The sequence below is a fragment of the Faecalispora jeddahensis genome (assembly GCF_000577335.1).
Taxonomy (GTDB): domain Bacteria; phylum Bacillota; class Clostridia; order Oscillospirales; family Acutalibacteraceae; genus Faecalispora; species Faecalispora jeddahensis.
Map to the genome: position 1 here is coordinate 1 of NZ_CBYL010000069.1, position 11174 is coordinate 11174.

Below are 11174 nucleotides of genomic sequence, written 5' to 3' on the forward strand. Positions count from 1 at the left end.
CCTGTGCGCACATCGAGGGAACCCCCCAGAGAAAACAAACTATTTTCTCGTGGATAAGGATCTTCGTAGGGCGGAGGAAAGACTGGATTTTGGACTGATGAGCATATGCTCTATGTCAACGAGAACTATATAGAGAGAGTGAATAAAGGGATTCGGTCTTTTTTACATAGTTAAAAGGATATAAGATTGCAGAGAACCCGATCAAAGTCTTCTGTTGAAAACTTTTCTGCGAAGGAGGAGATGAAATTTTCCACCTTTGCAGTTGAAAATGGCATACGCAAATATCTTTCAACATTCACAGGCTTTCCACAATTGAGTGGAAAATCGGTGAGAAAACTCCAAAACATTCAGATATTAGTTAAACAAGCTGTTGTTCCACGTGAAACAAGCACTTTTTACCTAAAAAGGCTTTATCTAATAAAAGAAGAGTGCTATAATATTTTACAGTGCAGCTTTGGCGGCTGAGAGAACATAGATCATCGGTTTTATAGGGAAAGGCCATATCAATGGTTTTGAACGCCGATTTTCATGTTGATCTCATAAATCATGTAAGAGAAGCGGGGAACGAAGGGTATGGGCAAAATCATTGCGATTGCAAACCAAAAGGGCGGTGTGGGGAAGACAACCACCGCAGTCAATTTGGCGGCTTCTCTTGGCAGTTTGGGGAAGAAGACACTCCTGGTCGATATCGATCCGCAGGGGAATTCCTCCAGCGGCGTAGGGGTAGACCGCCGAAAGCTGAAAAATACTGTCTACGAAATCCTGCTGGATGAGGCAAAGCCAAGCGAGGTTTTGATCCATACAGGCTTTCAAAATCTGGATTTGATTCCCTCCAGCATGGACTTGGCCGCGGCCGAGCTGGAGCTTGTAAACCTGAAGAACCGGGAATCCATCCTGCGGCGCGCGATTTTGCCGCTGCGTGCAGAGTATGATTACATTATTATGGATTGTCCGCCTTCGCTGGGAATCATCACGACGAACGCGCTTTGCCTTGCAGATACGCTGCTGGTACCGGTTCAGTGTGAATATTATGCGCTCGAGGGCCTTTCGCAGCTGATGAATTCGGTGCGGCGCGTCAAGCGGCAGTACAACGAGCAGCTCGATATAGAGGGTGTACTGCTCACCATGTATGATGGGCGCCTGAATCTGACCCAACAGGTTGTGGATGAGGTGAAGCGGTATTTCCCCCGCAAGGTGTTCGCCACCGTTGTGCCGCGTACAGTGCGACTGTCCGAAGCGCCAAGCTTTGGCAAGCCGGTGCTGTATTTCGACCGCGCATCAAAAGGCTCTGCTGCCTATGAAGCGCTGGCTATGGAAATCATTCAGAATAATCAAGGAGAGGGGCGTACGGAATGAAAAAAAGAGGCGGTCTTGGAAAGGGCCTGGACGCCATCTTTGCGGAAAACGATACGGAGAATCAGAATTCCTCCATCACGCTGCCTCTGCGCGAGATCGAGCCGAATCGCGCTCAGCCCAGAAAGCAGTTTGACGAGGGCGCTTTGGCCGAACTGGCGGATTCTATTTCGCAGCACGGAATTTTACAGCCGCTTCTGGTCAGGCCGCTCGTCAGCGGGGGTTACCAGATTGTGGCGGGCGAACGCCGCTGGCGCGCGGCGCGGATGGCCGGACTGACCGAAGTACCCGCCGTAGTGCGCGAAATGTCCGACCAGCAGGTGATGCAGCTCGCGCTGATCGAAAATTTACAGCGCGAGGATCTGACCGCGCTCGAAGAGGCGCAGGGGTATCAGACCCTGATGGAATCCTACGAGCTGACGCAGGAGGAAATCGCGAAGATTGTCGGCAAATCACGGCCCGCCGTGGCAAACGCTTTGCGTCTTTTAAACCTGCCGCAGGCCGTTCGTGAGCTGGTTGCAGAGGGGAAGCTCTCCGCCGGGCATGCAAGGACGCTGCTGCCGATCGAATCGGCGCAGGACATGCTCGAAATGGCGCAGCTGACGGTAAAGCATGGTATTTCTGTCAGAGAATTGGAAAAAATGGTAAAGAAATTCCTGTCGCATGAAACGGAAACGGAACCGGCTTCGCCCAGAAAAAAGAAGCCCCGTTATTTTGAAGAGGTAGAGCTTGCGCTCAATACCCATCTGGGCCGCAAGGTGAAGGTGGAAGGCGGCAAAAACAAAGGAATACTGCAAATTGAATTTTATGGCGAAGAGGATTTGGCAAATCTGGTCAACAGTCTGCGCTTTCACACAGACTGAACCTGTACAGAGTCCCCGCACCAAAAATAAAGGAGAAGAACTCACATGTTGGATATTAAAGTAATCCGGGAAAATGCGGATCGAGTCAAAGCGGCGATGAAAAGCAGAAATATGGATGCAGATCAGGTGATCGAATCCATTTTGCAGATCGATGTGGACCGCCGCCGCGTCACCGGTGAAACGGAAGCTCTAAAGGCCCAGCAGAATGCGGATACCAAGCAGATTCCGATTCTGAGAAAAGAGGGGAAAGATACCACCGAGCTGATGGCTCAGCTCAAGAAGCTTTCCGACCAAATTAAGGAGAAGGATGCGCAGCTCAGCGAGCTGGAAGAAAAGCAGCGCGGTCTGCTCCTGACCCTGCCGAATATTCCGGCGGCGGACGTGCCTTTGGGTAAGGACGATACAGAGAACAAGGAGCTGCGCCGTTGGCACGAGCCCACTCAGTTTGATTTTGAACCAAAAGCGCACTGGGATTTGGGCAAAGAGCTCGGGATCCTCGACCCCGAAACGGCAGCAAAAGTCACGGGCGCGCGCTTCCATTTTTATAAAGGACTCGGTGCCCGTCTGGAGCGCGCCATCATCAACTTCTTCTTGAATACACATATCGAAAACGGGTACACCGAAGTGTTCCCGCCCTTCATGGTCAACCGCGCGTCTATGACCGGCACCGGACAGTTGCCGAAGTTCGAGATGGACGCATATAGGGTGATCAATAAAGATACCGCCGAGGATTACTTTCTGATCCCCACCGCGGAAGTGCCGGTAACGAACATGCACCGCAGCGAGATTCTGGAAGGCGCCAGCCTGCCGATCAAGTACTGTGCATACTCCGCCTGCTTCCGAGCGGAGGCCGGTTCCGCCGGGCGCGATACCCGCGGCCTGATCCGTCAGCATCAGTTCAACAAGGTGGAGCTGGTCAAGTTTGCGGATCCCGCCAATTCCTATCAGGAACTGGAATCCCTCACGAATGACGCCGAGCGCGTTCTGCAGCTTCTGGGCCTGCCGTACCGCGTGGTTTGTCTCTCTACCGGCGATTTGGGCTTCTCCTCCGCCAAAACCTACGACATTGAGGTCTGGATGCCTTCTTACAATCGCTATGTTGAAATTTCCTCCTGCTCGAACTTCGAGGATTTCCAGGCACGCCGTGCACAGATCCGCTTTAAGGCGACCCAGCGCGACAAGGCGCAGCTGGTGCATACCCTGAACGGCTCCGGTGTAGCGGTCGGCCGCACCGTTGCAGCGATTCTGGAAAATTACCAGAATGCGGACGGCAGTATCACCATTCCGGAGGTTCTGCGTCCGTTCATGGGTGTTGATGTCATCAAATGCCCTGAATAAGCTGTTGCGGCTTACTCAGCCGGTAAAACGAACCGATCCCCGTTTGAAACAGAAACGGGCGGAACAGTAACTTTCAATCCGCCCCGGGAACACTCCCGGGGCGGTTCTTTCAAAGGAGCGTAGAGATGGGTCTGAATCCGAAATTGAGCGAATACACACAGCAGGTAAAGCTGACGACATATGATATGGATGCAAACAATACCCTGCGTCCGTCTGCAATGCTGCGCTATTGCCAGGAGGCTTGCGAGCTGCACCTGGCCTGCTACGGGCTGACGCACGAGAAGATGCAGGGCGACGGGATTATTTTTGTGTTTACCCGCGCAGGCGGAGTGGTACATCGCTGGCCGCGCCAGCACGATCCCATCACTATAGTCACACGGGCGCGCGGAGTGGTCGGCGTGCAGTTCTACCGCAGCTTTGATTTCTACTGCGGCGACGAACATCTGGCAGAGGTTCTGCAGGCCTCCGTTGTTGTCAGCACGCAGGAACATAAGCTGCTGCGCCCGAAGGTTTTTTTGGATTACGGAGTGGGCGCAGGGGAGAACAGCGGGCAGAAGCTGGATCGTATGAATTTACCAAAAGAAATGCCCATTGTCGGTGAGCGCGAAGTGAGATATTCCGATCTGGATTACAACGGACACGTGAATAATTCGGTTTACAGCGATATTTTCTGTGATTACGTGCCGGGCGGCATGCATGGACACGCGCTGCGCGAGTTCCAGATTCATTATGTGATGGAAAGCCGCGAGGGCGAGGTGCTGCAGATTCAGCGTGAGGAGCGTGATGGCCAGATTCTGATGCGCGGCGTGAATCCGCGCGGCATCAGCTTTGAATATCAGGGCCGGGTGGAATGATCGCCTGATCGGAAAACCGGCGCGCAGGAAGTGCACCGAGACGAAAAAGAGCCGGAGCAAGGCGAATGCCCTGCTCCGGCTACGCGGAGAATCTATCCTTTTGTATCCAGCAGTGTGCCGGGAGCAGTGTCGGGAGAAGAGCCGCTGGCTGTCTCAGAACTTGAGCCGCCGTAAGCTATCGCGCCTGCGGTCTCATCAAAGGCCGGGCCGAAAGAGTGGCTCGAAAGTTCTTTCCACGCCAGCCCCGAGATCAGATATTTGTCGTTGCGCCCGCCCTTAATGACGAGCGTTCCCGGCTTATCGTACAAGTCGCTGCCGCGCGTGAGTCGCCGGTGTTCATATGGCTTGCGCTTTTTCACACGCAGCAGAATGGCCCGGGCGTACAGGCCGGAATCGTGCTTGCGCAAAAAAGACAGGTCAGAGGCCGGAACCTTGTCGCCCGCGAACACGCGCTCCGAAATCTCGAAGCAGAGCTTTTCGATGCGCTCTCTTTCGCGTTCTTCCTCCGCTTTTTCAGCCATATCGGCCATTTGCTGCCGCATCTGCTCCAGAGCGCGATTTCTCAACTGTACCTGCTGCTCCATCTCCTCCTGAAGCGACAGCCTGCGTTTGGGGGTGAAGGATGCGCATTGCGGTGTAATCTTCTTTTCCGGTGGCTCAGTTGCCGAAATTTCCTTTTGCGGTGTGGTTTCCGTCTGTGGAGCCTTTTCTGAGTTTGAAGTTAATTTTGCTTCTTCCGCATCCTTTCCCTGCTCTGTTCGCTGGCCGGCCGAAGAGTGGGACCAGATTCCGCTGTCTATCCGCATGTGCGATCCTCCTTCCACATTCTTTCTGCGACTGCTTCTTACTTGATACTTCGGCAGAAAGAGTGAAAAGTGAAAGGAGGATTAAAAATAATTTCTTATCCGCGCGGCGTCAGCCTTGAAAATCAGGCTGGATAGAGTGATTCTTTCTGATATAAAAATATATTTTCGTTTTTTGTATTGACAACAAGGACAAGTATATAATATAATTAATAACGCTCCGCTTGTGCGTTGTTCATATGGCGGCATAGCTCAGTTGGCTAGAGCATTCGGTTCATACCCGAAGTGTCGATGGTTCAAGTCCATTTGCCGCTACCAGCGGCCCGGTCGTCAAGTGGTTAAGACACCGCCCTTTCACGGCGGGTTCACGGGTTCGAATCCCGTCCGGGTCACCACACAAGCAGCATTCCCCCGGATCTCTTCGGGGGAATCGTTATTAGGACGCATAGCTCAGCTGGTTAGAGCGTTCGCCTCACACGCGAGAGGTCGTGGGTTCGAGTCCCTCTGCGTCCACCAAAAAGAGATAGCTTTCTATAATTATAGAAAGCTATCTCTTTTTTTATATGTGGATGTATGATAGTATGAGGATAGCATTAACATATCGCCAGAGATAAATTGGCTATTGATCGAGACGATGATTTATATAACCGGAGGTGGACCATAAGTTGAGTGTATTCACATATCTTGCAAGTAATCATCCCCTGGAAGAGATAGAAAATCCGCATGTGCGGCAGCTGTCCATACATCAGGCATTAGAGCTTGGAGTAAAGGTTCCTGATTTTTTGCTGGAGCCAGACCTCGACAGAGAAAAACCGGATGTAATATTATTCGTGGATGATGAGAAAAATTTTGGCGAACTGTCGATTCATACCTTTCAGCGAAAGAATATTTACGATGATATTTATACCGAAAAGAAATATTTTGCGTATCTAGAATGGGAGTATACAAGAAACAGGGCGGAACATTTGATTCAGTATATTCATCGGCATTTGATGGAAGCTGATGAAATTGAACTCAGCCAAATATGGTTAGGCAGTGGGTTTGATGAGCCGTTGCCAAAAATGAAAACCTATTCTATTCTTCTAAACGAATTAACCTGCTTAGACTTAGAAAGAGTCTTCAAGAACAAGCCTTTTGAGTACCCGGAGCGCATCATCGTATCACGGCCAAAATGAATACAACCTGAATGGATGAATTTCAATTTGTTGATCGCTCTTTTCGCAACATGTTGGATCTCTGGAAAATCTTTTCCCGCGGTTACTTCAAAAAACAAAGTATACCCCTTGCGGATGGGCTTTGTTTTTCTTTTACCGGGACACAAAATAAAAAGAGTTGGAGCGTTAAGAAAATATGTCTGGGGCATATTTTTAGCGGGTGTGGTGCGACGGGTTGTGCCGCAAAGTCAATAATGGCGAAATAACATTGGTAAGCTCCCTTGTGTTCATTCATTGAAATTCTTTTGCCATATGGATATAATAAAAGAAAGCTAACAATCAGGGAATCAATTTCTTTATTTTTACCTGATCAGGCAGCAAAGAAAGACGTTTCTAAAAATGGAATTCGGAAAGCGGTGAAAGCTATGTGGGAATGCCCGAAATGCGGACGCACGTTCAATCATACAAATCAAGATCACTATTGTGAGCAGATTACTACAATCGACGAATATATCGCCGCACAGCCTGAGAACGTTCTGCCGCTTCTGCAGCAGGTGCGTAAAACAATCCGTTCCGCCGCGCCGCAGGCCACAGAGAAAATCTCGTGGCGGATGCCCACCTTTTGGCAGGGCGAAAATCTCATTCATTTTGCTGCGTTCCAAAAGCACATCAGTATTTTTCCAGGCGGCGAGGCCACAGAAGTGTTTGCAGAAAGGCTGGTCGGATACAAAACGTCCAAAGGAACGATACAGTTTCCGTTGAATAAGCCGATTGACTATCAGCTCATTGCCGACATCACACGGTGGCGGATCAAACAGGCGGGGGAAAAGCAGAAATGAACTCCAAAACCTATGAGTTTGATGCAATCATTTGCAAAGTCTCCGATATAGACGGCGCGTATGTCAAATTCCCATATGACGTGAAAACGGAGTTCGGGAAAGGGCGTGTCAAGGTTCATGCGACTTTTGACGGCGTACCGTATGATGGAAGCGTTGTTAATATGGGCGTAAAAAATGCCGACGGCTCGGTTTGCTACATCATCGGTCTGCGCAAGGATATTCGCACGAAAATCGGGAAGCAATCGGGTGACAGCGTCCACGTCACAATACAGGAGCGCAATTGATTCGGATCGCCTCAACAGCGCAGCAGAAAAAGACTTTGTGATCATCGACGGATTTAGCTATTTAGAAAGGGAGCGGGATTCAAATGTTTCGCTATGTTCATACCAATATCATCGCTAAGGATGCAAATAAGCTGATTTCCTTTTATAAGGCTGTGTTTCATTGCAAAAGCATCAACGAAACACGCGATCTTCGTGGGGAATGGGTAGATCGGCTTACCGGTTTACATCAGGCCCATATCACCGGGGAGCATTTGCTTCTGCCCGGTTACGGAGAGGATCATCCGACGCTTGAAATCTTTTCTTATGACACGCTGAAAGAAGCCATACCCGCAGAGATCAACCGCCCCGGTCTTGCCCACCTCGCTTTTGAAGTGGACGATGTGGAAGAAACCTTGATGAAAGTGATCAGCAAAGGCGGAAGCCGTGTTGGGGAATTGATCACCGCGGAATACCCGAACGACCTGGAAGCGGTATTTGTTTATGCCAAAGACCCGGAAGGCAATATTGTTGAATTGCAAAGCTGGAGACAAAGAAAAGAAGCCGCATCAAAATGATGCGGCTTCTTGATTCATGATGGAAGTACCGCTGAGCGGCCGGGCATTTCCTTTTTACTCCTGCTCCTTCAGATGCGTTTCCGCACTCCGGCCCGTAGCCATCTGATCGAGGAAGATCCCTGCGATCACAATGAGGAGGCCAAGCAGTTTGAGCGGGACTACTTTTCCTGCCGCAATAGCGTCCAGAATAAAGCCGGTGCCCAGCTGACCCGCCAGCAAAATAATGGTTGAGTACGAAATGCGTACCCGTTCCATCGCGATGACTGTCAAAACCATCGCTACAAGGCCGAAAACGCCGCCCAGCAGGTTTACCAGCGGAACTGCGGACCAGTGAGAAAGATCGGCAAGGCGGCTGTCACCGAGCAGAAGGACAATCACAAGAGAAATCACGGTCGCCTCTAAGTAATTGATCAGAGTTCCGTTTATTGTGCCAAGCGATTTTTTGGCTTCCAGATTGATCATCTTATTGATAATCGTGACAAAACCATTGACCGCGGCGAGCAGGACAAAGAACAGCATACATTTCCTCCTTCTCTTATGAGAAAATCATCAGGAGCAGACCGGTCAAAATGACCGCAAAGGCCGGAACCCGCCGCCAGCTGAATTTGTTGACTGGAACACGGAACCATCCAAAATGGTCTACAACAGCGGAACCCACCAGCTGCGCGGTGATGGAAAGCACCATGGTCAGGGCTGCGCCGATGTATGTGGTGCTCAGGCTGGTCATCACGATAATCGCAACGCCCATAAATCCCACAAAATACACGTAGCGCGGGGCGCCCAAAAGCTGTATTTTTTCTTTTTGGATCAGCTTTGCGGCGGCCAGCAGCATCACCGCCCCGATCAGGTGAACCAGAAAGCTGACCTCAAACAGGTTAAAATCGACAGCGAGTCTTCCGTTCAGGCTGACCATCAGCCCCAAACAGATACCGCTCACAAGCAAAAGGAAAAAGTTCATCGAAAAGCCCCTCCGCGCTTTGATTTATGGTATTATTATTGCACACAATCTGCACAGGCAGTTATGACAGATGTCATAGAAGGAGAGAAATCCGATGAAGTATCTGGAGCTTGGGCAAAAGCCGGAATTAATGGAGCAGGTGCGCAGCGTTCAGTCGGAATTGTCTGACGCGGCGTTCCGGTGTTTTCGTTTATGCCGGTTTGATGCGGGGGAATTTTTGTACACGGAGGGGAAACAAGCCGGCTGCTTTCTGATTCTGCTCACCGGCAGCTGCAAGGTATTTAAAACGCTCGAGAACGGCCGCACAGTACTGTTATGCCTTTACGACGACATTCAGGTGATTGGGGAGTTTGAGCTGTTCGGTGATCCCATCGCCAAAACGAATGTGCAGGCGCTCACGGAGACATACTGTCTCGCGGCCTTTGTTCAAGATCAGCGGGAGCGGCTGCTCGCCGACAACTCCTTTTTGCAGTTTGTGTGCCGCCAAACCTGCGCCAAAACGGATCGCAACAACTCGAATATTGCCATCAACCTGCTGTATCCGCTGGAGCAGCGGCTGGTGGGGTATGTGCTTGTCATGCAGAAGAATGGTGTGTTCTCGGCCAATTACACGCTGCTGGCCGAATCCCTTGGCTGCAGCCTGCGGCATCTGCTGCGCACCTTCCGCAGTCTCTGCGACAAAGGCCTGCTGCAAAAGACTAAAGCCGGTTACCGGCTGGCAAATATCGCGGCGCTGGAAAAGATTGCGGGAAATGTTTACCGTCAGTAGTTTCACATCCTGTGAACTTTTTCAACGTATCATCTGTTTGGCTCTTCGCGCTGCGGGGAGCCTTTTTGCTTTGTCTTGACAAGGCAGAGAAATAGTGGTACTCTCTTTTTACGACCAAAATAAAAATAATGGTCGCTTTATTTTGAAAGAACAGTCGTAAAGGGAGGACTCCATGGCGCCGAAAAAATTTGACTGGGAGGAACGGGAAGAGGTTCGGGTGCAGATGCTGGAAGCAGGCTACGATCTGATCCGGCAGTACGGCATGACCCATACGTCGGTAGAAAAGGTAACGGCTGCCGTAGGCCTTGGCAAAAGTACCTTTTATAATTTTTTCCCGAGTAAAGAACGCTTTGTCTATGAGATGATGGGGTATCTGCGTGCTCAGCTCATGGATTATTTTCAGCAGCTTCTGGCCGGGCGGGAAAAGCTGCCGATCCCGCAGGCAAAGGAGTTCTTGAAAAAGATCATTTTTAGTGAACGAAGCATCTACCAGTATTTGACCGCCGAGGACGAGGAAAAGCTGCGTGCCGCCCTGCCGCCGGAATGCTTTCTCGATGCACAGCATGAGTCGCAGGTGATGATGCGGCTGTTCGGGAGGATGGAGGGTGTCCGCGTCGATCTGGATGAACATTTGGTGGCCAATCTGCTGAAGATCATGGCGCTGGCCCAGATCAATCAGGATGAACTGCACGCCGACGCGCTGGAACGCACGCTACAATCAATGTATGAGCTGCTGTTTTCCTGTATCTTTACGGAGGAGGGCTGAACGGCCCTTTCTTTTGCATATGTGTTATATAAAACTAACAAAGGAAGAAGGCCAGTTATGCGAATAGATACCTACGGCTCAAAAGAAAAGCCCTGCATATTGCTGCTGCACACCATGTTTACCACCGGTACACTGTTTGAGGCTCTGATTCCGGCGCTGGTACAGGATTATTTTCTGGTGATCCCCACACTGGACGGGTATGACCCTGACGAAAAAACGGGGTACCCCGGGGCCGACGAGGAGCTGGAGCGGATCGAAGCCTATTTGGAAGGAGAACAGGTTCAGGAGATAGCAGCCGCTGCAGGCAGCTCTTTGGGCGCGATGCTGGCCTGGAGGCTATGGCAGCGCCACCGGATTCCGATTCACCGCCTGGTGCTGGACAGTCCGCCTTTTGGCTGGGGCGCCGTGCAGGCCGCGGAAAATACAGAAAGCTTCTGGCAGTTGGTTCAGGCGGTGCGGGCCGCTCCGGAGACGCCCAGTGTGTTTGATGCGCACTACGGGGAATTCGGCGCAGGAATGCGGCGCTCCTGCCGGAACCTCACTCGGGATACGATTCGCCGTTCCTGTGAAACGTGCTTTGGCCCTCAGCTGCCGCAGCATATTCCGGGCTGTGGCACAAAAATCATTCTGGTTTACGGC

15 protein-coding genes and 3 tRNA genes are annotated in these 11174 nt (G+C 51.1%); 15 read left to right on the forward strand and 3 right to left on the reverse strand.

Annotated features, from left to right (window positions below):
• The first annotated feature begins 240 nt into the window (after window positions 1-240).
• The 5 genes from TY09_RS18475 (at window position 241) to TY09_RS16535 (ending at window position 4408) form a co-directional block, all read left to right on the forward strand.
• The gene (locus TY09_RS18475) at window positions 241-465 is read left to right on the forward strand and encodes a hypothetical protein (protein WP_009064895.1); all 225 of its coding nucleotides are present in this window, start codon (window positions 241-243) and stop codon (window positions 463-465) included.
• Window positions 466-573: 108 nt separating this feature from the next.
• Entirely contained in the window at window positions 574-1356 is a 783-nt protein-coding gene (locus TY09_RS16520; protein WP_009064920.1) for a ParA family protein, read from the forward strand.
• Window positions 1353-2216, forward strand: coding sequence for a ParB/RepB/Spo0J family partition protein (locus tag TY09_RS16525; protein WP_009064916.1), 864 nt, complete (start codon window positions 1353-1355; stop codon window positions 2214-2216). The genes TY09_RS16520 and TY09_RS16525 overlap by 4 nt, the downstream gene beginning before the upstream one ends.
• Before the next feature lie 45 nt (window positions 2217-2261).
• A complete protein-coding gene (serS, locus tag TY09_RS16530) occupies window positions 2262-3554 on the forward strand; it encodes a serine--tRNA ligase (protein ID WP_042436630.1) in 1293 nt (430 codons plus the stop codon).
• A gap of 125 nt (window positions 3555-3679) precedes the next feature.
• Window positions 3680-4408 carry an acyl-[acyl-carrier-protein] thioesterase gene (locus tag TY09_RS16535; protein ID WP_042436632.1) on the forward strand — a complete coding sequence of 243 codons (729 nt, stop codon included), beginning with the start codon at window positions 3680-3682 and terminating at the stop codon, window positions 4406-4408.
• A gap of 92 nt (window positions 4409-4500) precedes the next feature.
• On the opposite strand, the gene TY09_RS17780 is transcribed toward TY09_RS16535, so the two are convergent.
• Window positions 4501-5214, reverse strand: a complete 714-nt coding sequence (locus TY09_RS17780; RefSeq protein ID WP_052335747.1) for a hypothetical protein — start codon at window positions 5212-5214, stop codon at window positions 4501-4503.
• 238 nt (window positions 5215-5452) lie between these two features.
• On the opposite strand from TY09_RS17780, the gene TY09_RS16545 reads away from it, so the two are divergent.
• The 7 genes from TY09_RS16545 to TY09_RS16575 all read left to right on the forward strand — a co-directional run bounded on the left by TY09_RS16545 (window position 5453) and on the right by TY09_RS16575 (window position 8042).
• Window positions 5453-5529, forward strand: a tRNA-Met gene (locus TY09_RS16545).
• A gap of 2 nt (window positions 5530-5531) precedes the next feature.
• Window positions 5532-5606, forward strand: a tRNA-Glu gene (locus TY09_RS16550).
• 44 nt (window positions 5607-5650) lie between these two features.
• Window positions 5651-5727: transfer RNA gene (locus tag TY09_RS16555), tRNA-Val, on the forward strand.
• A 149-nt stretch (window positions 5728-5876) separates the two neighbouring features.
• Window positions 5877-6386 (forward strand): hypothetical protein, encoded by a 510-nt coding sequence (locus TY09_RS16560; RefSeq protein WP_042436636.1) that lies wholly within the window; start codon window positions 5877-5879, stop codon window positions 6384-6386.
• 404 nt (window positions 6387-6790) lie between these two features.
• Entirely contained in the window at window positions 6791-7204 is a 414-nt protein-coding gene (locus tag TY09_RS16565) for an iron chaperone (RefSeq protein WP_042436639.1), read from the forward strand.
• Window positions 7201-7488 carry a DUF1905 domain-containing protein gene (locus TY09_RS16570; RefSeq protein WP_042436642.1) on the forward strand — a complete coding sequence of 96 codons (288 nt, stop codon included), beginning with the start codon at window positions 7201-7203 and terminating at the stop codon, window positions 7486-7488. Before TY09_RS16565 ends, TY09_RS16570 begins: the two co-directional genes overlap by 4 nt.
• Window positions 7489-7571: 83 nt before the next feature.
• A complete protein-coding gene (locus TY09_RS16575) occupies window positions 7572-8042 on the forward strand; it encodes a VOC family protein (RefSeq protein ID WP_042436645.1) in 471 nt (156 codons plus the stop codon).
• Window positions 8043-8096: 54 nt separating this feature from the next.
• Here TY09_RS16575 and TY09_RS16580 read toward each other — a convergent pair whose 3' ends face one another.
• Window positions 8097-8561 carry a DMT family transporter gene (locus tag TY09_RS16580; RefSeq protein WP_042436648.1) on the reverse strand — a complete coding sequence of 155 codons (465 nt, stop codon included), beginning with the start codon at window positions 8559-8561 and terminating at the stop codon, window positions 8097-8099.
• 16 nt (window positions 8562-8577) lie between these two features.
• Window positions 8578-9000, reverse strand: coding sequence for a DMT family transporter (locus tag TY09_RS16585; protein ID WP_042436649.1), 423 nt, complete (start codon window positions 8998-9000; stop codon window positions 8578-8580).
• Between the two features lie 94 nt (window positions 9001-9094).
• Between TY09_RS16585 and TY09_RS16590 the strand changes: the two genes are divergently transcribed.
• The 3 genes from TY09_RS16590 to TY09_RS16600 form a co-directional block, all read left to right on the forward strand.
• A complete protein-coding gene (locus TY09_RS16590; protein WP_042436652.1) occupies window positions 9095-9769 on the forward strand; it encodes a cyclic nucleotide-binding domain-containing protein in 675 nt (224 codons plus the stop codon).
• 172 nt (window positions 9770-9941) lie between these two features.
• Entirely contained in the window at window positions 9942-10535 is a 594-nt protein-coding gene (locus TY09_RS16595) for a TetR/AcrR family transcriptional regulator (RefSeq protein ID WP_042436654.1), read from the forward strand.
• Window positions 10536-10592: 57 nt separating this feature from the next.
• A partial coding sequence (locus TY09_RS16600) for an alpha/beta fold hydrolase (RefSeq protein ID WP_042436657.1) occupies window positions 10593-11174 on the forward strand: 582 nt, incomplete at its 3' end.

Bases quoted from the DNA above. Each gene is read 5' to 3' on its own strand.
- serS (WP_042436630.1), top strand. From the start codon at position 2,262: ATGTTGGATATTAAAGTAATCCGGGAAAATGCGGATCGAGTCAAAGCG.
- TY09_RS16570 (WP_042436642.1), top strand. From the start codon at position 7,201: ATGAACTCCAAAACCTATGAGTTTGATGCAATCATTTGCAAAGTCTCC.
- TY09_RS16535 (WP_042436632.1), top strand. From the start codon at position 3,680: ATGGGTCTGAATCCGAAATTGAGCGAATACACACAGCAGGTAAAGCTG.
- TY09_RS18475 (WP_009064895.1), top strand. From the start codon at position 241: ATGAAATTTTCCACCTTTGCAGTTGAAAATGGCATACGCAAATATCTT.
- TY09_RS16520 (WP_009064920.1), top strand. From the start codon at position 574: ATGGGCAAAATCATTGCGATTGCAAACCAAAAGGGCGGTGTGGGGAAG.
- TY09_RS16590 (WP_042436652.1), top strand. From the start codon at position 9,095: ATGAAGTATCTGGAGCTTGGGCAAAAGCCGGAATTAATGGAGCAGGTG.
- TY09_RS16565 (WP_042436639.1), top strand. From the start codon at position 6,791: ATGTGGGAATGCCCGAAATGCGGACGCACGTTCAATCATACAAATCAA.
- TY09_RS16575 (WP_042436645.1), top strand. From the start codon at position 7,572: ATGTTTCGCTATGTTCATACCAATATCATCGCTAAGGATGCAAATAAG.
- TY09_RS16595 (WP_042436654.1), top strand. From the start codon at position 9,942: ATGGCGCCGAAAAAATTTGACTGGGAGGAACGGGAAGAGGTTCGGGTG.
- TY09_RS16580 (WP_042436648.1), bottom strand. From the start codon at position 8,561: ATGCTGTTCTTTGTCCTGCTCGCCGCGGTCAATGGTTTTGTCACGATT.
- TY09_RS16585 (WP_042436649.1), bottom strand. From the start codon at position 9,000: ATGAACTTTTTCCTTTTGCTTGTGAGCGGTATCTGTTTGGGGCTGATG.
- TY09_RS17780 (WP_052335747.1), bottom strand. From the start codon at position 5,214: ATGCGGATAGACAGCGGAATCTGGTCCCACTCTTCGGCCGGCCAGCGA.
- TY09_RS16525 (WP_009064916.1), top strand. From the start codon at position 1,353: ATGAAAAAAAGAGGCGGTCTTGGAAAGGGCCTGGACGCCATCTTTGCG.